Source organism: Mycobacterium lepromatosis (assembly GCF_000975265.2).
GTDB classification, from domain to species: domain Bacteria; phylum Actinomycetota; class Actinomycetes; order Mycobacteriales; family Mycobacteriaceae; genus Mycobacterium; species Mycobacterium lepromatosis.
This window is the reverse complement of sequence record NZ_CP083405.1, coordinates 2,429,001-2,448,740: the sequence shown is the minus strand read 5'-3', so window position 1 is coordinate 2,448,740 and position 19,740 is coordinate 2,429,001. Positions and strand designations below refer to the sequence as shown.

Genomic DNA, 19,740 nt, shown 5'->3' with positions numbered 1-19,740 from the left:
CGATCGCCGCTAGTCGACGCAGGGAACGCCGCCGCCGTCGATGGGTTTCCCTTGGTCGGGCGTAGGGGAAGAGCTGGTATCGTAGCTGTACGGAGGATACGTTCCGACCTTCTGGGAAGCGATGGTTTCGTCCGTTGTGCTGTTGTCGTCGGAGGGCAACGAATAGTTGGTGTCAACGATCACTCGTATGTGTCCGGACGCCAATTTGGGATCTGCTTGATTGGGTGCATCGATGCCGAGTAGGTTGGCCACGTTCTGGGCATCAGTGTCCGCTCCGGCGCCGTATTGGATCGAGGTGGTAGTCGGCTCGCCTGAGCTGCGGTCGCGGACCTGACCCGCAGTGTAGCCGTGCTTTTTCAGTGCTTGGAACACCTCACTGGCGAGGCCGGTCAATCTTCCGACATTGATCACGTCGATAACGGTAGACGGATTCGGCTTGCTGGGCGTGGCTGCTGTGGGTGGAGCGGCGCCGATAATCGACGCCACCTCAACTTTAATCGTGACCGGGTCGATGATGTTGACGGCTTGCCCGTCGATGTTATCGTAGCGTACTATCGGCAGCGTCCGGAATTCGGGACGGTTTTTTCCCACGCCGTTCGCGAGCGTTCCCAATCGCTGGATCAAGTTTTCGTTCCAACCTGCCGACAACACGACATCTTTGCGCACCACCGCCATCAGGCTCCTGAGCTTGTCTAGGTTGGTGAAGGTCCCGGTGTCCGCAAGCTCCCGCATGACGGAGGATATGAATGCCTGCTGTCGATGGGTGCGGTCAAGGTCCCCATTGTCGAGGCCATGACGTTGCCGGACAAACGCGAGTGCCTCTGAAGCATCCAGTCGCTGTCGCCCGGCCGGGAAGTTGGCACCGGAATATGAGTCGTAGACGGCGTGATTGAGGCACACCTCGACACCGCCCAAGGTGTGGGCCAGATCGTAGAAACCGGCTAAATTGACCTCGGCGAAATAGTCGATCGACACGCCGGTCAGGCTTCGCACTGTGCGCAAAGTTGCTGCCCGGGCGGCTTCGCGCCCCTGTGTCTCCAGCTCTTGCCGATTGTTGACACCTTGTTCGACGAGTTTCTGGGTGACATATTGCTTGGTCAGCCCGTAGGCCTCTTTGATCTTGATGTGGTGGTATCCGGGGACGCCGCTGAAGGGCACCCAATCATCGCGGGGGATCGAAAAGGCGACTGCCTTGTTGTCGGCACTGACGTGCACCAATATCAGTGTGTTGGTGTTATAGCCCCCGTCGTTGGAGTCGCCAGCGTGCAGCTGCTTCAGAATCGACCAAGGCAGATCATTACCCTGCTGGTCTTTGCGTGAGTCTAAGCCGATGAGCAAGATATTTATGTTGTTATCGGTGGATCGTGGATCGTCCGCGGTGAGGGCTTGTGAAACAGTGATGTCTCCTAGCGCACGGTGGGCTACCCAATAGCCGGCTCCGGTCAGCAGCACTGTGACGAGTGATGTGAGCGTCATGAAGCCCCGAGTCAGCGCTATGCGGATTCGCGACGGCTTATGGATGGCGCGATGCCGGTGCCGAGGCTTGCGGGAACGCGCCATCAGAAACCTCGACCCATTACTAGCGCACCACTTAGCACCGCATAAACGGTTTGCGGTGATGTCGCAGACAGCATGGCGTCAAGTATGCGGTAGCCTGCTGTGAAGCCCCCAATCGAATGGGCCTCGGGAAGGTCTAGATGTGGGTAGGATCACCTACCCGGATGCGGCGAAGTTCCTGTCCGCATTTGCCCGTTACTAGTACACTTTGAAGAAAACCTCGTAACGTTCGGCCTTGGACCTGACCGCAACAAGAGTTAGGTGTCTAAACTGGATCGACATCAACTCGTGTTTGCTAGTTAGCTTCAGTACCACCGTCGCCGGCCGTGGTGCACGTTGTCTGGTGGGTGTGGGACAGGACACCGCCCGGGTGCGATTGGTCATTCCGATCGCCTTGTTACTGATGTTGATCGTTTTGGGTTTCCAGGTCTGTATGAAGTCGTCGCGAACTGACTGGTCACGGCTACCGAGCAAACTAGTCTGCGAAGTGCAGTTTGGGTCAACGCCGCCGCCATTACTAAAAACTATATATGTGGTGTCCTAGGTCGATGTCACGCATCCGCCGAGGCAAAGTGTTGTGGCTGGCGGTTTGATTCCCCCTGGCCACTGTGGCTGAACATTGATTCTGAGACTGCGGGACTGTACTACAGTAATGGCACGAAATTCATCAAGCTGGGCTCGCAGCAGGGCGCCGGTGACTTGTTGATTGTGGCCATCCAAAGTGGCCGACAAATCAATACCGAAAAACTAATAAAGGTTAACGTCCGGGCCAACAACGAGACTGATTCTGCCAGGACCGCTCTGGATAATGTTGGGATCAGCCTTTAACTTGACGAAATTCGAAAATCACCAACGAGATGGGTGAACCCCGGGCGCACCATCTCTTCTTGCTCCACTGCCGAGCGTAGTCGTCAGGTATGCAACACGAATCTGTCACAGTTAGCAAAGCTGGTGTTGGCATAATGGGTCGTCGGCAATACAGGTATTCGATATGCCAGCGGCCAGTTATTCAGCTGGGGCGGAAGTGGTAGCCCAGTTGTTGATTGGCGTCATTCACGACGCCGATCCCCCGACGTTTGGCGTAAAGCCGGGCGGATCCTAGGTCACAGACCGGAGTTTGGATGGTATCTTCGGCGCGCACCCCTTTTGCTTCGCGATATAGTCATCGATGATCCGCTACCCAGCGGTGGTTTGATCCTGGCTATCGCGTGCTGGATCGGTGGAGCATATTGCATTCGCGTCGCGCATGGTTTCTAGTCGCGTCGACCAACCTCACCTCGGTGACGGGTGAGTGTAAGCTGCCGCGTAGCTTATCGGTACGGCCGTCAGGATAAATCTGGTGATTGCTGTGGTGCTGAGCGAGCCGGCAGGTCCGCTGCTGCGATTGAGCATGCTCTCTCCTGGGATGCGCATCGGATCTTTTTTGACTTGAGCGGTGTGCTTCCGGCCGGTGCGGGGATCAGGTACCGGACCTTCTCAATTTCGATGCCCGACTTGCATATTAGAAGGTGATATTCTAACCCATAGCTATTTCGGCGATGTATGCGTCGAGTGGTTCAATTTTAGTGATTTAGTGAACGTTGTCTTGCGTGTCTAGTGTCGTAGCTACAGATGTAGCCCGGCACACCACACTATGCTTGGAGTGGTATCGTTTGCGGCGATCACAAGTACAACGGCGATCCCGATTGCAAGGGGGCCCGGTTCAATGCGTACTTCGCCGGTGAAGGAGGCGCCGTTGTGGCGGTGTATGCAGCCAGGCTTGGGTGGTATGGGCAGTGCCGCGCCTATCATCTGGTGTCCGGGGGCATCGGGTGCTGGCCTAGAGTAATACGAGCCCGCCCACGACAAGGGCTCCAGCTATGACGAATTACGGATCATCCGCTAGTTCTATTTCTTCTAAGTTTCCGGTTATGTTCCGCTGTTATTATTTGAGCTGCGGTAGAAATTAGTCGCTGACGCTCAGCGTGGCATCTACCAATTACCGCGGTATTTTCATGGGAACACCAGATTGCTACACTGTGGCTGGCAGCATGCGCGCCAGCCACCAATGGAATCTGCCACACGAGTTGCTCGACATCGCCGAGCTTAACACCTGATTCTCGAACTTCAGTCCCCAGCCCGCCGAATCGCACTCTACGCAGCCAAAGCCGGATTCGCGTGGCTGGAGCCGACCGCGCGCTTACCTCCGAGTTTAGCCGAAAAGTCATATCGAACATTGCAATTCGATGCTTCTGTACTCGATTAGAGGAAGACCTCCGCGGGGGTGAGTGTGATAACTGGGCGGGGGTCCTATGTCACTGAGCATATGGTGATTTGCCTGAGTGTCCTGGGACCGCGGGTGTTGGATCAGTTCGGTGTCTTTACTAATGGTGGAACGTCAGGTGACGTATTGGTTGTGCCGAAGGTTGGCACTTCCAGAGTCGAAGACCACCCATCTTTATCTACGAGAACACTTTGGGTGAACACGTTTACAGCTTTCCGCCGATAAATGGACAGGATGGTGGTGACTCACTCGTGTCCTCCGTTGGGCGGAAACTTTTCCACCTTCTAGTAATCTATTAGCAGGAATCTAATGAGGAAAAACGATCTAGATTCACGGCATGCAGGAAAAGCCTAACGGCACAATGACTGAATTGCCCGAATGGCGGCTAGTCCAGCACCCCGAGGGGGCTGTTTTAGAGAAAAAGGCGTATTGCAGGGTTTTCCTTGAGAGAAGTGAAGTCGGCATGACTTTTGTGGTCTTAAACACCTCGGCGTTGTATCAATCAGCCTTTGACTTGAAGAACTTCAGTGAAGAAATGTGTGAAATCAAGGATGCGGCAACCGTAGGTGTAGTTCCCCCGACTAACGACACTGTACGTCGAAGTTGGTGGCGAGCAGCCTTCACGAGCACGTGGTACAGTGCCACTCACAGAATCTCTCAGATCTCGAAGATTCTTGATTTGTATGCGCCTTAATTTGCTCCTTAGTGTCGAGGTGTATGAGGACGCGAGAGACCCACAAGACCCAAACCGTCCACTGATGTAGCTGAAGATGATAACCGGCACCGCAAACATCAACACTAGTGCGGAAAGTCGTTCCCGGCCGAAGGGAACGAAGAGATGCCTGCCAGAAGTTATTATTGAAGATCAACTCCGGTCATCTGTTTGACGTCCTTGGTTATTAGTTTGCTATATGCCAATCTACCGTAAGTAGATTAATTCTAATAAAATATGTGGCGCCCTGGTTCTAGGGGGCTATGATATCTTATCGAATGTCTTTCACATCCGAGTCGTTGAAGGAATGGATCAAGCGCTGTAAGAGCAGTGGTCAGGTCAGTCGGCGACATGGATGGCCGAGACAGCCGAGAATTTTCAATGGTGGCTGGATGCCTTCTTGCTGGAGGCTGGGAAGACCGCCCTTAAGATCTGTGACATCGCGCGGGGCTATCCAGCACCATTGTATGGAATGAAGTCACCAGGAGAGATTGCCGATAACTGTGCTCAGCGAGAGATTTTGATGGCGGAGCGGAATTCTAAGTTAGAGCGACAATGATGAGGTGATCGCGGCATTCGATAGCGAATATGAGAGGTTCTGTTCCTAGGACGTCGAGGCGATGCGTTCGTATAAGATAACCGTGTGTGCCGCGTTGGTGGGCAATGCTTTCGTGGCAGGGGCAGCAGGCGGATCCTGAGTTGGGTGGGATCCGTCCATCGTGGCGGGCGAGATAGCGATTTGATCGTTTGATCTTGTTCGAGGATGGTTTTGCGATTGGCAAGTAGTGCAATGTCCCTGGTTTGCTCTGAACTATTGAGGTGACCCCGTTATAGTGATCTAGCCCGGTTTTTGAGTTAAGTCGAATTGTTATCGGTTCATTGCCGACTTCCTGCTTGAGACATCGCCTATTGGGGTGACTGCACGTGAGCTTAGTGAGCGTTTTCGTATTCCTCAGGTGGGACATAGTCGAGGATGCTGTGCTGGTATTTCTCGAGGGTCCGGCATAAAACTGCTGTAGTGTCCCTGCGTTTCCGCCGTTCACATGGCTGGCTGCTGATGGATATGATGCGCAACAGGTGTGGTGCAAGCATTCTGTTTTCAGTCGGTCGCCTTGGAGACGTTGAGCTGGGCCATTGAGTTCGCGGTTGGTGGCGAGGTCTGGGTCGCGTTCTTTGAGTTGCGCCGTAGCTCGACTATTTGTTGTTCGAGAGTGACGATGTGTTGCTGCAGTTCGTTGATATCGATGGATGCGCCCAGTCCGGTTGATCGCCAGTCGTGTTCACCGAGCAGTTCAGATAGGCGTGGGTCTTGCGTTGTTGGATGCGTGCGGCCATGCGTTTGCAGCGTTGCCACGTGGCGAGCAGGTCGGTTTGCAGTTAGGAGCGGGTAGCTCCGGGGCTGATGTCGGGTTTGGTAGTTGGCTGGTTTTCTGCGAAGTGAATTCGTTAGAGCAGGTCGTCGTGGCGGTAGAGGAATGTTCGGTCGACCCCGGCACGTCGAGCGATGCTGGTGACGACCGGGTTCTGTGCCGTCTTTGACGGCGTTGTCAAGCACGGCTAAGACATGTTGGCGGCTTCTGGGGAGTAGGTACGACGTCCGTCGATCATCGAGTTGATGGTAGGGGGTGGTGTTGATGGTCATGTGGTTCTTTCCTAATGCAGGTTGGAAATGGTCTGCGGGTAAAGGGTCTGCCACGCATAATGCTGTGTTGGCGGTGCACGACGGTGATGGTTTGTTGAAGTTGTTGTCGTTGTTCGCGTTCGAGCTAGCTAAACTCTTTTCGGACCTGGTCGATCAGACGGCGGACGCGGCGGACCTCTTCGTCTGATGGGCACCGCATCGGTATGTGCCCAGTCATCGAGGTCGGTGGTGGCGAACAGGAGTGCGTGGCTGCGCAGCAGATCATCGAAGTAGGCGTGTAGCTCGGGCAGGTAGGAGACGTCGGCGCGGAAGTGGTCGCAACCGGCGCAGCGGAACCGGAATGGGCAAGCACCCCCTCCGTCCTTAACGTTGGACGATTCGGTGCAGACGTTGCATGGGAAGGCTGCTTTGCCGACGGCGTGGTGGGCGTGCTAGGAATCCAACCAGGCTTAGACGTGGCGCCATATGCGGTTGCCGTGTCGGTCGAACTACATTGCGGTGACACGGTCCGCGACTTGACGGTGTCAAGTTTGCGATGCGACATCGGTTTGCCCAGTACTTCGACGAACACGCCGGCTTCGGCGTGGCGTTGGGTGTCGCTGTGTCGGTAGGCGGAGAGTAATATTTTGACTCGGTCATATTTGATGCGGGCAACGTTGTGTAGCAATGGTATTTGGTCGATCTATTCGGTGGGCGAACGTCAAGCTGAAGGAGGTAATCGTGCGGTGCCCGCCGGGGTTTCGCCGCTTGGCGGGCAGTAGTTTGATTTTGCCGATTACGATTTTAGGGTAGACAGTCCGTACCCGATTCTGCTGGGCGAGAATCGCGGCGGCGCTTTGCTTGTTGATTGATGGGAAGGCGACGTGTGGGCCGGTGGGCCTTGTGGCTGTTGTGGATCAGTACGAGAAGTCCGTCGTCGGCTCGGTTCAGTCAGTCGTAGTCCAGTTAGCAGATCTCTTCAGGCATCATCCGGTGTCAATGGCCAGTCCCATGGCGGTACGCATCTCCGGCAAGGTGAGCTGATTTAGGTGTTTGCAGAGCTGATACATGATTTCTGGTGACGGTCTCGGTTCGCCGGCGGTGGTGATTGTGCAGTTCTGACCCGTACCGGTGGCGCGCCCGGACGCGACGGTTCAATCCCATGGTGCGGATGCGGGTGAGCACGGTGCGGACTTCCAGGTGTCGCTGTTAAATCGGCTCAGCCGATTCCAGGTAGGCCAGCCGGTGTAAGAACGCTTCCATATCGGCTTGCCCCAACACCGCCGGGTGTGTTCCGCGGTCTTTACGCATCCGCAGCGACTCCGATAGCCTTGTCAGGCAACTGACGTGGTGGCACACCGCCAGGGCAGTGGATGGTGCGCCTTCCAGGCCAGAACCGTCGCTTCGGCAGATCGTTGGCGGTCCACAGTTTGATCGACTCCTGTGGCCAGTGCTGACTGATGACCGTAAACGACACCGTGCTGTTGTTCCCGCATATTGTCAGGTTCCATTTGTCTTGGCTTACTTCGATTTCCTGAATCTCTCGCGTTCGGAAGGAGTAACAGATCATACAGTTAGCCAGCCCAATGCATTCCAGATTACAGTCTCTTACTGGGGATGTAGTCGGTCATCGAGTTCACCTGGCTGTGGTGGATATTGTTGTTATAGCACCTGCAGCACGGCATCATTGGTTTTCACCGCGTTGATCCTGCCCGTTGTGGCGGGCCTCCAGCAATTCCGTGACTGCCAGTGGCGCTAGGTTGCGCAGGCTGATTTCACACCCAGACAGATTTCTGGTTCTGTTGCTCGCCAAAATTTTTCGTACAAGTCCTGATCGTGTGTCCGGTAGGTGCGCAGCCGTTGCTGGTGCGCCTCGCAGTAGAGACCGCTGTGATGGCGGTTTTGGCTGGTGCACGCGGAGACAGCGCACAAAGCCAGCGGCTCAGCTGTTTCGCCTGACGATGGGTGAAGAACTGCCCGACGGCTACACCCGGAAAAGTACGGTCGCTGCTCGGCATGGGCCGAACACAGGACCGACCGCGTCAAGCTCCATTCCTGTGCGCAGTCCTCAACGATGCAGGGGTCGGGTCCGCGGACCGACCCTTGGCGACTCCAGGATGGCAATGCAACGATCTTGTGCTTACCCAACTCGTGTTTGGTGAGTTGACGCTTACACGAGACGCAGATCCTCGACGCCACCCGTGCGGTCGTCGCACAGTCCGCAATCCTACACATAGGCCGGCCCAGCAGCGGGTGCCTGGGTGCGAACGACAGCACACGTCGTCGTGGGTCCAGCTCGGCCTCGCCAAGAAAGGCAGGTGCAATTATCGTGGCGTGCCGGTCGACGCGCTCGCTGGCTAACACATGTGTTGCGTCGGTTCCGCTCGCAGCCTATCTAGCTGGCTTGTGCGGCGTTTACCAGTCTATCCAGGACGATTCGCGCGGACTGTGGACCAGCTCGACTACTTTTCGTAATCGGCTGGGGTCGGGATGCAGATAGACTTGCGCGAACTCATCGACGCGTGCCCCTCGCAGGGCGGCGATCTCGTTCAGGACGGTACTCTGTCGAACTCGTGCAGCAAGCCGAGGCGGCGTCACACGTTCGATCCCTGCCTGACGCGCGCAGGCGGCGATCAATTTGTTAATCGCATCCAGGCGTATCATCGCCCCAATTGGTTGGCGAAACAGGTTGACCAACAAGAATTCCGACTTGCCCGTCCATAGCATTGCAGACCACTCGAAATTATAGACGCCGAACACCTTTACCAGTAGAAAATCTAGCAGTACCAACCGGTAGCGACGAGACTTGGCTCACGCCCCGTTCGGATTCTGACGATCCGCCATGTGCAGGTATGTTCGTAGCATCTCACAGCTCAGCAGCTTTGAGTCGGTCAGCAGATGGACATCCGGAGCGCTGCAGGCTATACAACTCGCTTCGCCGCAGAACGGACCTGGCCATCAACAACACGATTAGCTGATCCTGCGCTGACTCGCAGGCCCGCAAAAGTGTCACGATCTCTGCGTCACTGGCGCGGTCCACCGCCGCCTCTGGCTCGTGCAACCGATGCCATGCCTGCATCCGCCAGGTCACTCGATATTGCTCACCGAGGGCTTGTGCAGGCAGATCATACTTGTCAATCAGCTCGTAGATCAGTGGCATCAACTCGCCAGACGCTTGCCCGGATGTCACCGCGTGGGCGAGACGAACCCCCGCCCTGGCGGTCAGCACACCGTTGATCCGCCGTGTCCTGCGCACCAGCTAGACGCCCGGAATAGCCAATACGTGTCCACCCACCACGATCTCGGCGCTGGCTTGCGGTCCCACCCTGCCGCAGCCAGGTGATTAACAACCCCAGTGTCCCCATGTCAGTTTCGGCCGGTACGGGCACACCAGCGCAGGAACAATGCGATCGCACCCGGGTATACGACCGCGTGGTCAGCTCCGAACCGTCACGACCAAATCGGCCGTGGCGCAGGAAGGCGTTAACCTAGGCCTCATCGTCAGGTCTTCGTTGAGCACCGTCCAATACCCCACTCCTGGGAGGGCAATCTCACTGAAAACGCCTTCATCCCGATCTCCTGTTCGTAGCAGGCAGCTTTACGACTACCAGCCACGAGCCACCACAGCCCGACAGATCTGTTGCACTACCGGCGGCACGTGTCGCTGGTCTACACAACTTCACGCATCAGGTCCAACTAACCCCAGAAAACGTCTGCGTCGGTTGTAGACTCGCTCGATTCAGTCATCGTCGGGTACTCGACGTTGTCGAGGTCCCGCAGCTGGCCCGTCCGAAACGGACTGCTCGGTCTGCTTGCATCGGTGAACACGATCGACGCACACTGACTGCCTGCCATTCGCAGTGATGAATCCAACCCTTTCCAAGGCTACGGCCGTGATGGTTGCGACGCCACCGTGACATCTTGAGCGCTGTGGTGAGCATATCGGTGTCTTTAATCTGGTACGCTGGCCACCCCACAGTCGGTGGTTGGGAGCTGTGGCGGTGCAGTCACGGTCGAGTAGCCTCGGCGGCATGCTGGGCATCTTTGCCATCGGGGATCGTGGTGCGGTGTTTTTCTCCGGGTAATCTCCAGAGAGCCCGTCATCGCGCGTCATCCAGTTCTCCAGCCTCCTAAGATCCTTTACGGCACGGGGGGTAGGCGGCCGTCTTGCGCCCGCGCTCATACATCCCTCTGCGGGGTGTCGACGGTGGTTAACAGCGCATCGGTGCGGTAAATATCCACAACGGTGTGGGTTGAACCGGTCGATAATAACCGAGGGGATCGAGCACTACCCTAAACCGCACGTTCACGCTGCTCGACTGGGTAACGCCTTAGCCATAATTGTCATTCTTTTCACCGAAGGAAGCGGCATTAAACCTGAAAAAGGTTCATGATTGAGTGAATCTTGTGTTTTGATGCGCTCAATCTACGGCTGTATAGGGGAAACGTGCTCGGCCATAAGGTGATTGCGAAGATTGGGATTGGCCGGCGCCGCGGTCATAGCCCAGACAGTATTCACGAGTATGTCGCCCGTCGAATATTACCGGACTTCGGGTAGCTAGCTCCGGGATGAAAGTGGCATGTGCACCGCGGCTTGCGCAACCCGAGACAACGACGGTAGTTCCTATCGCACGACCATATGAACATTGCGACCCGTATGACGGTTCGGTGTGGCCCTACGGGCAAGATGTCCCGCTGGACGGGATAACCGCAAGCGAAAACGAAGGCGACAGTAAGAAGCCGCGATCATCCTCCTTGACCCCAACCTGGGTGATCCAAGCGGTGATGTAGACAGCCAGCTGCTCCGGAATATGTTGAGCGAAAATCAGATTCAGGTAGGTATGTTGTTCTGCCAGGTTGGTGCCATTACTGGTGAGACTTGCGGCGCCATCAAGAGTTATAGATGGCGATGTGGTGGAAGCCAGCGTGTACAGCCTGTCGGGCGGCAGTAGTAGTCCTGACTTCGTGAAGAACGTAGATAGCATTGTGAGTGCGGTCGGGATCTTAATGTCACCACCAGGAGGTGACGATCACACGACGTACTTCGTATTTATGCATCATCCACTGCTCGAAAAACGGGGCTTGCAAAAGCCTTCCCTGAAATATTCAGCGACTCAGTGCACCGTCGGTCGGGGCAGCGGCTCTGTAATCATTTCTATCGATTTTCACCCGCACTCTGCTGTTGGGCGCCATAATGTTTAGTATCTTATAGCACCGAGGGGCGGCGATGTCGTTGTTCTTGTAGTGTCGGATATGCATGGAGATGGCGACAGCGGGTGTAGCGCGGATCGGTGTCTCGGTGATGGTCGGCAAAGCCGGCCGCACTCATCCCGACGACTGAGTAGGTGGCGGCGGGCGGCGATGAGGTGTCGACAGCCATGGCAGCGTTGTTCGGCGTGTACACTCCGGAGTACCAGGCGGCGGCGTAGCACGAGCAGTTAGTGCGCGCTCTGAGCGCAGTGGCGGTATCACATACGGATACGGAAGCGGCCATCTCCACATCGATGCAGGGGGCCGCCGGGCGTAGTTAGTTAAGCCGTTTCCACGCTTGATGACACTCGGATTGGCAACTCGTTCAGCCACATGCCGGGTGTAGTGATCAATGCTACCACCGAGTCGCTGTGTGGCCGCGATCTGATCCGGCCACGATGTCGCCGGGACGGCGGTAGTCCTCAGCAGTCGATCGTCCTTGACTTCGTCTGGTACGGGCAGTCGATGGGCAATGAGGCAAGCCCGATCGACACTGTGGTGCGCGGAGCTCAACTCAGCTGGACCAGCAACAGGCGTAGGACATCGCTAACGTGCTCGCGTCGCAGGGCCCCTCGTTGGGCTCTTCGAGTCGAAGTTGATCAGGATGCAACAGACTGCTGAGCTGTTGGTTGACATGCTGAGAATGAACCCCGCAGGTGTTGGCCGTGCTCAATAAAATCAACGCTGGCATTTTCGATGCCTTACCGCAGATCAATCCCACAGTCCTGCTATATCTACTATATCTAGTAGGCCCGGGCGTTTGGACGCTCAGATGTCCCTTTGTCCTGATGCTGGCGTCAGGTGCCACCAATCTTAGGGGGGTGGTTTTCACTAGGGCTTTACCAGCGCACTTCAAACGATGTATTCCACCGCCATGGCCTACCCGATCCGCGCCGCGAATAGCCAGATCATCGACGTCGCGTATTTAAGAGAATTTTTGATCGCGGTCGGGGACGTTGATGAACGTCAAAACCCCCGATCTTTTGCTCATGATCAATCACTCTTTGCTCAACACCGACGTCGTCGTGGTGCGGGGCGATCCTCCACAGGGTTGAAAGCTGGTACATGGGATCTCGTCGGCGTCCTTGCTTACCAAGCTGTTCGTCGACACGCGCAATATGTATTATGATGGTGCCGTAATTTGCGGCCTACAACATTGGAGCTTACCTTATGCACTGGCGATCCAACGACGATTGTGCATGCGGTTCAAGCCAGTGTCGACGAGGTCGGTGCGGCGACCGTTCAGTTCCCCGTAGCGGTTACTCATGACGTTATTGACGTGGGTGGGTGGCAGCTTGGCTGGCCTATCAACCGATCTGACTAACTTGCTATCGTAACTGTGCGCTCAAGATCACGCATGCAGTGAAAGTTGGAGCCCCCTGTCAGGATTGAACTGACGACCGCTCGCTTACAAGGCGAGTGCTCTACCACTGAGCTAAGGAGGCGTAGAGCCGGTGCAAGCCTAACTGTTTATTCGTCGGCGTCGATGACGCGTTGCGACCGCACCGACCGGGACGGTGGGTGCTGAGGTGAGTGGCGCGGCGGGGTAGGATGCGTTAGGTGATGTTGCTGGGTGTGTTGACCATCAGGGACAGCGCGGAAGCGGCGTCTTGCAGGGTGGCGATAGCGTGGCTCTAGCGCTTCCATCCCGGGCATCAGTTTACCCAGGGTGTCAACCAAAGTTGGTGAGCTGTTCGAGTGATCTGTCCTTTGTCGTCAACCTGTCGATCCGGCCGTCTTCGGCGAACAGCCGGTCGGCTAGCCCGCTCGGTTGCAGCGTGTTGCAACCCGCCGCCCTCCGCGATCAGGAGATCGAGTAAACTGCCGGGCGTTGTCACCAGATTGACTAACCTGTTCGGACGCAACAGGCGATCCGCGATCGCGCGGTATAGCGTTTCATCGGAAAACGTCAGCAGGTGCTCAACGCTACCACCGCCTCGGGCCACCACGATCACCTCGACGTCAACATTGCGATCCAGTTCCCGCAACGCCTCGACAATCTGGCTGACCGCGTTGGGTCCCTGGACAGCGGTGTTGCGGATAGCGAAACGCACGGCAGGCCAGCGTGCGCCAGGTCGTCATCGATTCTCAGCATGCTGGCCATTGCGTTCAAGCCGGTGCTGCCGTTGTCACCCAGAGCCCTGCTGCGCAGGCTACAGCCCGCTCCGGTGGGGTTAAGGCTCGCTTTCGTCGCGGCAGGCCGGAATCTTGTTGGTGTGGTCGCCATAGTTGCGATGCTTTTGCCTAGATACATTAGATACATGGAGTGAGTCTATGTGTAACGCGCTAAGAAACCTCAGCAGGGTCTTGGCAGCTGAGGCGATTATTGGCCAACTCTTGGCAGACCATTTGGTAACTGATTCCCAGGAACTACACATTCACTGGGAACTAGCGTCCAACTGAGTGCGAGAGATGTGAACTCGATGGCAAGCGGGTCCTCTCTTAAGCGAAACCACCCTGGAGGCGCGTATCCTCGCTGTTGACGACGAAGCCAACATTGTCGGACTGCTCTCGGTTCCATTAAATTCCAGGGCTTTGAGGTCCACGCCGTGTCCCTAGAGGCCGCGGCGCTGGACCGGGAACGCGGAACTCGGGCCGGACGCGGTGATCTTGGACGTGATGATGCCGGGGATGGACGGTTTCGGGGTGCTGCGCCGGCTACGTGCCAGCGGCATTAACGCCCCGGCGTTGTTCCTGATCGCGCGCGACTCGATGCAGAACAAGCATCGCCGGTCTACCCCTGGGCAGCTACGACTATGGTGACAAAGCCATTCAGTCTCGAGGAGATCTTCATTAGGCTGCGGGTCATATGGCGCCGCGCCGACAAAGGCAGGGCGGCACCTTGAAGTGCTCGCCTAACCCTTCACCGCTCTCGAACTCGATGAGAAGACTCACGAGGCCTGGAAGGCCAGCTAATTGGTATCGTTTTCCTTATCGAATTCACGTTGCTGCGCCACGTTGTTATCAACGCTGGCGCAGTCTTGAACAAACCCCAAATCCCTCGTCCACGTGTGGTGCTATTGCTATAGAGTTTGGTGGCGTCGTCAACATGGTCAAGTCTTATATGTGTTGTATCTGCGCCGCAGGATTGACACCAGGGAGAAGGGGTTGCTGCACACCTTGCGCGGGGTAGGTCATGTGTTGCGGTAGCAGCGCTGAGTTGCTGCCTGTGGACTCACACGATATGGCGATTACTGCTATGGCACAACATTGTGACGTGGAATGTTATCGCGTGTCGGCTTGGTCGCCGCCATCCTGGCGCTGGTGATCTGCGGCTTAGTGAACTCGGGAGTTGCGGTCGTCTCAATCTTGCGCTAGGGATTGACCAACCGGATTAGACTCGACGCTGTTCGACGTATCCCGAAGTTGGGTACAGGGCCCGTAACGGCCGGGGACAGGTTCACTTCATGCGCGCTCAGGCCCAGGCTGCCACCGTCAAAGTTCTATGCACGGGGGTATTGGCTTGCGACAGCACCACCTACGGCCATCAACGACCGCAACGCTGAACCGACACTTCCGTCCAACAATGATGTGGGCCTTAATCCGACGACTTTGCCATCGGTCAACGGTTCTGACATTCAGTTGGCGAGTGTGGTGTCGGTGCGGAGGCAACACGACCTGATCACGGTCGCGATCGATCTGTCCGATGTTCAGTACACGGTTCGGTCGTTGGTTTGGCATCGGGGTGGCGGTGCTGATTGTGGTCGGGATTGTCGATTATGCGGTCGTGCACCGTAGTCTGCGGCCGTTGACTGAAGCCGAACAAAACGCTGCGGTGATAACCGCGGGCCAGTTGGATCGTCTTGTGCCGGAACGTGATACCAAAACCGATATGGATCGACTTTCGTTGGTGATCAACGGAATGCTTACCCAGATTCAGGAAACACTGGCACCCTCGAAGTCTTTTGTCGAAACGGCCCGTGGTTTCAGAGGACAGGATTCGGCAGTTCATCACTGACTTCAACCACGAACTATGCACTCCGTTGACCACCATGCGGGTTCGCTGAGTTGTATCGGCAGGGCGTGGCCTGTGACGTGGCCATGTTGATGTCGCGGATCGAAAGTGAAGCAAGCCAGATGGGCCTGCCGGTGGACGATTTGTTGCTGCTTGCCTGCCTGGATGTGCAATGGCCGCTCGAACGCCGTCGAGTCGATTTGCTGGTGCTGTTCAGCGATGCCGTACACGACGCGCAGGCAATCTACCCCAATCACAAGATCACCACGGAAGTCCTCGACGGTACCGGGACCCCGAGGTGCACGGTGATGAGCACCGGATATACTAAATACTGAGTAACCTTGTTGCCGATGACTTATCGCACACCTCGGAAAGCGTCGACGTCACCGTGCGAGTCGGCACCTATGGCAACGACGCGGTGCTCGAAGTGGCTGACCAGGGTCTAGGCATGAGTCAAGAGGAGGCGTTGTGGCTCTTTGAGCGGTTCTATTGCACCGACTCATCTCGAATACGGGCCAGTGGCTGTATCGGACTGAGGCTGTCGATCGCGCCTACGGTGGTGTAGTCACTGTGACAACCGCACCGGGACAGGGCTGCTGCTATGTCACACTGCCGCGAGTAAGCGAGGTGTCCACGCACGTTTGAACACGGCAACGACTGCCAATTTACGCCAGCTCAGCTAGGGCTGCCTTAATTTTGGCCTGCGCCGCGTCGAGGGATTCCGATGACGGAGTGCGGTCGACATTGACAAAGCTAAAGTCGCTCAGGCTGTGGGTAGGGAACACATGGACGTGCAGATGGGGTACTTCAAATCCGGCGATAATCACCCCGGCGCGTTCGGTGTTAAACGCACGGCATACGCCCTTGCCGATCAGCTGACTTACGGCTATGACACGACCAAATAATGCAGGATCCACGTTCTGCCACTGATCAATCTCGGCGCGTGGCACTACTAGCGTGTGGCCTTGTGTCATCGGCTCAATAGTGAGGAATGCGACGACACCGTCGTCCTCGTAGACGAAACGGCCGGGTAGTTCACGGTTAATGATTTTGGTGAAGATCGTCGCCATGGCTTTAGCATATGCACGATGAAACGTTGTCCAAGCAGCGCGCCCCACAGCGCCAGGTGCACACGGCCGTTACACCGCACTCGGGCTATTATTGTTTCTGGCTTGCAGGAGTTTTTCGGGGTGTCATGAAGGTGTTGGTTTTTGGGCTGGCTGTGGTCTAAGGGGGTGGTGGGATCCATTGAGTGTTGCCGTTGGCGTGTTTTCGGGTGGTCCAGACGTCGGGTTTGAGGAGGCGGTGTTGGAGGCCGCAGCCAAAGGTCAGGTTGTTGATGTTGGTGGTGCGGTAGGTGGTGTAAGCAGTGGTATGGCGAACTTCGCAGTAGTAGTAGTCGGGTACGGTGCATCCCGGTGCGGCGCAGTTGCGGTCTTTGGCGTACAATAGCTATTCGCTGTGTGGGAGGGTGAGTCGCTTGGTGTGGTGGATATCCGGCTTTGTCTTTATTGAATAATGGCGGGTTTGCGGTGTCAGGCGGATCACGTTGCTCATGGGTACGATGGTGCAGCAGCCGGTGAGTATCTTGTCGTTGTCGGCGGCGTCCTCCAGCTCACTAAGTGTCGTGGTGACGATAATGGATTCCGGTAACATGTTATGTTGGAATATTTTTCCGAATCCAGCAGGGTGTGCAACGCGGTATCGATCCCATCATAATTGCGCTACGCGGGGTCTCGGTGTCTTTGTCGATGTCCTGTTTAGAAGGTGGGCCGTCCATGGCGGGGTTGCACATGCCGATGGTGGCCAATTTGGCTAACGCAGCTTCTAAAGTGGCGTGCAACTCGAGGGTGATCACGCCGCGCAGCGCCGACATGCCGTTGGCTTCTTGATTGCCCAACGTTAGTTCGCGTCGTCGTGCGCGGTCGTTGTTGCTATAGGTGCTATCTGGGTTGGGGTAGTCGGCGAGTCGATCGGCTAGCCTGGTCAGGTGTTCGTGACGAAATTGGTTTCTTCGCCTGGGTTTTATTGATTTCGTTATGTTTTCTAGTCGAGGCGCCGACTCAGCCAGGCAGTTGGTGGCACAACGGGTGGATCACCGCGACTGGGACGCTGCCGAGTGTCCGGCGCGCTGCGCTGTGGTGGCCAGTGCGGGTGTTAGCGCTTCGCCGGTGATTGACGTGCCGTTCACCGAAATCGGCGTCCTCCCGGATACGTCGGGGCGCTTCGGCACGGTTGATCAAGTGTTTACCTCGTCGATCGCGCGCGAAAGCTTGCCTCAGGCTCTTCGGGAGTGGCTTGGTGGGCAATGGAATTGATCAGTGTATGCTTCATTGCGGGCAACCGACGGCGCATGCGCTAACCACGCTCCAACAACACCAATCGTTCCGGGCTAGTTAATGCGTCGACGTCCAGCGTAGCCGCCCTGCCAACGCATCAAACGCAGCTGTGATCGCCTTCCAATCAACAACTGCAACCGACCTCACAGGTGCAAAACTAGTAGAACGCGCCGACAGAAAATGCCCACAGAAAACTACTGACATGAAATTGAAACAAGTGGTTTCGGTGACTGCAGTGGCTTGGGGGTTCACTTTTCCTCACCGAACGTCATGGCGTCGGGATTCCAGTAGAGGAACATGTTGGTTATGAGCCCGACGTCGTTTATGCAGCAGATGACCACTCCACGAACGGAGCTGGTGGATAATCTATTCAAATTGTTGGTGATATAGTACACTGCAGCATATCTCTATGAGTGATCTGGAGGGGGAACTTCTCTTCGAACGTTATCGCCAATGATTGGCCACAATGTTGGTTTTGTAGAAGGCGCCAATGGTTTCTTTGCCGTAGATCCGGTGCTATCCGGGTTGGTAACGGATTGGCCGATTGGTTCATCGATAATGGTGTTGTCTACCATCAAGGCCAGTCAGCCTGCACGGTTGTGAGCTTGTGCGCAACGCCACAACTACTGCGACGCTGTCAGTGCGGGTATTAGATGCTTGGGTCATGGCTACATCTGCTTTGTTAATCACACAGCCCAGGCGGCGTGCGCCGTGCTCGGTTGCTTGGCGAATAAGGACAAGGTCGCCGCAATCGTTGGTGGTGTACACATCGATTACGGTCATAGTGGTAACTACGTAGTCGAACAGGATGGTGTCGGGATCGAGCGTTCCGGCCAACATGATGTTGTCAGCGGCCAGGGCCCGGGCGGCTTCACCTGCAGGTGTGTACAAGACACGGCCGGTCGTGATTCGTTCGAACATGAACGGCGACGACCTAGCCGGTCGAGTCGATCGACGTGCTAGATCTTGCGCTTGGGGTAGCTAGAAATTCGGCAGATTTTAGGGCCACAAGGTCATCGCCGATGACGCTGACTAATTGACTGATAGGAATCCATGTGTGGGTGGTTACTCGAACGGCAGCGGGACACACCCGTCGCAAACAACGCTCAGTCGTTGCGAGTCCGGATCCGACGTGACCTTTCCGGGCAGGTGGCGTAACCTCGGTCCAGTGTGTACGTGGGATAGGTCAACGTCCAGGATTGCCGGAACGGTGACATGGCTGCCGGTAGCCACCATCGCGTCTGGCCTGATTGCGGTTAGGTCATAAGCCGAAACAGCTTGGTCCAATTGTGCTTTTACGCGGTATTTTGATCTCGTTGCTCCGGTAGTGTAGGAAAGGTTAGCTTTCTGGGTGCAGAACGCACGCCCAACGTAGGTCCTTGCCCAACTGGCCGTTAAGTTCGAAGAGTGTCACCTGGTGGTCCCGTCCGTCGGCAACATCAACGGCCTCGAGCTCGTCCGGGCCATCGCTGATCAGCACTACATGCTTGGCGTGCGCGGAGCGGGGTGCTCCTAGTGCGCGGTCTTTTTCTGTGCGGAGATTGACGGTGAGGCGTTGTTCCATTATTTCGATACAGTTTTCACAAGAAATTCACTTACTGATCCGGTTTACCTGCCCGGACAGCGGTTTGCTGTGCAGGTTTGGATCTGCCACAGCTGACGCTTCATTATGCTGAAATCAGCACGTTCATAGGCCAAGATGCGTGTTCGGCCCCAGCGGTGTCATGGATCCTTCTTACGGTGGTCATTGGTTTATCGACTACCTGTTTGACTGCGGTCAACGGCACCGACGGTGTTGACCATTTCGGTGACGACTCGGTCGATCACGCCCCAGCTGACGTGGAACGTGTCTACGCCCGCGGAGACGAGTTTGGTTGCTGAATGATGGGTTCATGTAACGGTTGCCCAGCAGCGCCTCCGTTCGTACCCGGAGATACGCAGTATGATCGGAAGGACATCGCTGATCTAGGACCGAATCGCGGCCCCTGCTTCAACACCACGTGCACCCGACATCGTGCCGGTTGCCCCGGTAATCGGCGTTAC

At 56.3% G+C, this 19,740-nt stretch carries 17 protein-coding genes, 1 tRNA gene and 4 pseudogenes; 9 read left to right on the top strand and 13 right to left on the bottom strand.

All coding sequences use genetic code 11. From position 1 onward, the window contains the following. Nucleotides 1-9 precede the first annotated feature (9 nt). Nucleotides 10-1,560 carry an LCP family protein gene (locus tag MLPF_RS11785; RefSeq protein ID WP_045843697.1) on the bottom strand — a complete coding sequence of 517 codons (1,551 nt, stop codon included), beginning with the start codon at nucleotides 1,558-1,560 and terminating at the stop codon, nucleotides 10-12. Nucleotides 1,561-4,872: 3,312 nt separating this feature from the next. On the opposite strand from MLPF_RS11785, the pseudogene MLPF_RS17835 reads away from it, so the two are divergent. Continuing rightward, a pseudogene (locus MLPF_RS17835) lies at nucleotides 4,873-5,091 on the top strand (hypothetical protein); the annotation flags it as partial. Between the two features lie 540 nt (nucleotides 5,092-5,631). On the opposite strand, the gene MLPF_RS11780 reads toward MLPF_RS17835, so the two are convergent. Further along, nucleotides 5,632-5,886 carry a hypothetical protein gene (locus tag MLPF_RS11780; protein WP_156147246.1) on the bottom strand — a complete coding sequence of 85 codons (255 nt, stop codon included), beginning with the start codon at nucleotides 5,884-5,886 and terminating at the stop codon, nucleotides 5,632-5,634. Between the two features lie 274 nt (nucleotides 5,887-6,160). Here MLPF_RS11780 and MLPF_RS11775 point away from each other — a divergent pair, with 274 nt between their 5' ends. Together MLPF_RS11775 and MLPF_RS11770 are read left to right on the top strand one after the other, a co-directional pair. After that, complete coding sequence (locus tag MLPF_RS11775; RefSeq protein WP_237817204.1) at nucleotides 6,161-6,361, top strand: hypothetical protein; 201 nt, start codon at nucleotides 6,161-6,163, stop codon at nucleotides 6,359-6,361. Nucleotides 6,362-6,485: 124 nt separating this feature from the next. Next, nucleotides 6,486-6,785, top strand: a complete 300-nt coding sequence (locus MLPF_RS11770) for a hypothetical protein (RefSeq protein WP_045843692.1) — start codon at nucleotides 6,486-6,488, stop codon at nucleotides 6,783-6,785. Nucleotides 6,786-8,568: 1,783 nt separating this feature from the next. On the opposite strand, the gene MLPF_RS11765 is transcribed toward MLPF_RS11770, so the two are convergent. The 3 genes from MLPF_RS11765 to MLPF_RS17830 all read right to left on the bottom strand — a co-directional run bounded on the left by MLPF_RS11765 (nucleotide 8,569) and on the right by MLPF_RS17830 (nucleotide 11,647). Further along, nucleotides 8,569-8,913 (bottom strand): hypothetical protein, encoded by a 345-nt coding sequence (locus tag MLPF_RS11765; RefSeq protein ID WP_237817203.1) that lies wholly within the window; start codon nucleotides 8,911-8,913, stop codon nucleotides 8,569-8,571. Between the two features lie 106 nt (nucleotides 8,914-9,019). Then, nucleotides 9,020-9,409 carry a hypothetical protein gene (locus MLPF_RS11760; RefSeq protein ID WP_050039310.1) on the bottom strand — a complete coding sequence of 130 codons (390 nt, stop codon included), beginning with the start codon at nucleotides 9,407-9,409 and terminating at the stop codon, nucleotides 9,020-9,022. A gap of 1,950 nt (nucleotides 9,410-11,359) precedes the next feature. Then, nucleotides 11,360-11,647 carry a hypothetical protein gene (locus MLPF_RS17830; RefSeq protein ID WP_236685179.1) on the bottom strand — a complete coding sequence of 96 codons (288 nt, stop codon included), beginning with the start codon at nucleotides 11,645-11,647 and terminating at the stop codon, nucleotides 11,360-11,362. A gap of 615 nt (nucleotides 11,648-12,262) precedes the next feature. On the opposite strand from MLPF_RS17830, the gene MLPF_RS11745 reads away from it, so the two are divergent. Further along, nucleotides 12,263-12,532, top strand: coding sequence for a hypothetical protein (locus tag MLPF_RS11745; RefSeq protein ID WP_156147244.1), 270 nt, complete (start codon nucleotides 12,263-12,265; stop codon nucleotides 12,530-12,532). A gap of 241 nt (nucleotides 12,533-12,773) precedes the next feature. Here the strand turns inward: MLPF_RS11745 and MLPF_RS11740 are convergent. After that, nucleotides 12,774-12,848: transfer RNA gene (locus MLPF_RS11740), tRNA-Thr, on the bottom strand. A 429-nt stretch (nucleotides 12,849-13,277) separates the two neighbouring features. Then, nucleotides 13,278-13,472: pseudogene (locus MLPF_RS11735) on the bottom strand (exodeoxyribonuclease VII large subunit); the annotation flags it as partial. 388 nt (nucleotides 13,473-13,860) lie between these two features. On the opposite strand from MLPF_RS11735, the pseudogene MLPF_RS11730 reads away from it, so the two are divergent. Further along, nucleotides 13,861-14,553, top strand: a pseudogene (locus MLPF_RS11730) (DNA-binding response regulator). Between the two features lie 72 nt (nucleotides 14,554-14,625). After that, nucleotides 14,626-16,003, top strand: a pseudogene (locus MLPF_RS11725) (sensor histidine kinase). 20 nt (nucleotides 16,004-16,023) lie between these two features. On the opposite strand, the gene MLPF_RS11720 reads toward MLPF_RS11725, so the two are convergent. After that, a complete protein-coding gene (locus MLPF_RS11720) occupies nucleotides 16,024-16,428 on the bottom strand; it encodes an HIT family protein (protein ID WP_045843688.1) in 405 nt (134 codons plus the stop codon). Between the two features lie 178 nt (nucleotides 16,429-16,606). Here MLPF_RS11720 and MLPF_RS11715 point away from each other — a divergent pair, with 178 nt between their 5' ends. Then, nucleotides 16,607-16,810 carry a hypothetical protein gene (locus tag MLPF_RS11715; protein WP_156147050.1) on the top strand — a complete coding sequence of 68 codons (204 nt, stop codon included), beginning with the start codon at nucleotides 16,607-16,609 and terminating at the stop codon, nucleotides 16,808-16,810. Here the strand turns inward: MLPF_RS11715 and MLPF_RS15900 are convergent, their stop codons facing one another. Further along, entirely contained in the window at nucleotides 16,811-17,014 is a 204-nt protein-coding gene (locus tag MLPF_RS15900) for a DUF222 domain-containing protein (protein ID WP_156147051.1), read from the bottom strand. 1 nt (nucleotide 17,015) lies between these two features. After that, nucleotides 17,016-17,348 carry a DUF222 domain-containing protein gene (locus tag MLPF_RS15895; RefSeq protein ID WP_272946104.1) on the bottom strand — a complete coding sequence of 111 codons (333 nt, stop codon included), beginning with the start codon at nucleotides 17,346-17,348 and terminating at the stop codon, nucleotides 17,016-17,018. Nucleotides 17,349-17,436: 88 nt separating this feature from the next. Here MLPF_RS15895 and MLPF_RS11705 point away from each other — a divergent pair, with 88 nt between their 5' ends. Next, nucleotides 17,437-17,676, top strand: coding sequence for a hypothetical protein (locus MLPF_RS11705; RefSeq protein ID WP_162196909.1), 240 nt, complete (start codon nucleotides 17,437-17,439; stop codon nucleotides 17,674-17,676). 570 nt (nucleotides 17,677-18,246) lie between these two features. On the opposite strand, the gene MLPF_RS11700 is transcribed toward MLPF_RS11705, so the two are convergent. From MLPF_RS11700 to MLPF_RS11690, 3 genes are all read right to left on the bottom strand, one after another. Then, nucleotides 18,247-18,618, bottom strand: a complete 372-nt coding sequence (locus MLPF_RS11700) for a hypothetical protein (protein WP_193386772.1) — start codon at nucleotides 18,616-18,618, stop codon at nucleotides 18,247-18,249. Nucleotides 18,619-18,762: 144 nt separating this feature from the next. Continuing rightward, on the bottom strand, nucleotides 18,763-18,984 hold the full coding sequence (locus MLPF_RS11695; protein ID WP_193386771.1) for a hypothetical protein: 222 nt from the start codon (nucleotides 18,982-18,984) through the stop codon (nucleotides 18,763-18,765). A 52-nt stretch (nucleotides 18,985-19,036) separates the two neighbouring features. Further along, nucleotides 19,037-19,261, bottom strand: coding sequence for a hypothetical protein (locus MLPF_RS11690; RefSeq protein ID WP_193386770.1), 225 nt, complete (start codon nucleotides 19,259-19,261; stop codon nucleotides 19,037-19,039). 176 nt (nucleotides 19,262-19,437) lie between these two features. Here MLPF_RS11690 and MLPF_RS11685 point away from each other — a divergent pair, with 176 nt between their 5' ends. Next, nucleotides 19,438-19,578 (top strand): hypothetical protein, encoded by a 141-nt coding sequence (locus tag MLPF_RS11685; protein ID WP_193386769.1) that lies wholly within the window; start codon nucleotides 19,438-19,440, stop codon nucleotides 19,576-19,578. The last annotated feature ends 162 nt before the right edge of the window (nucleotides 19,579-19,740 follow it).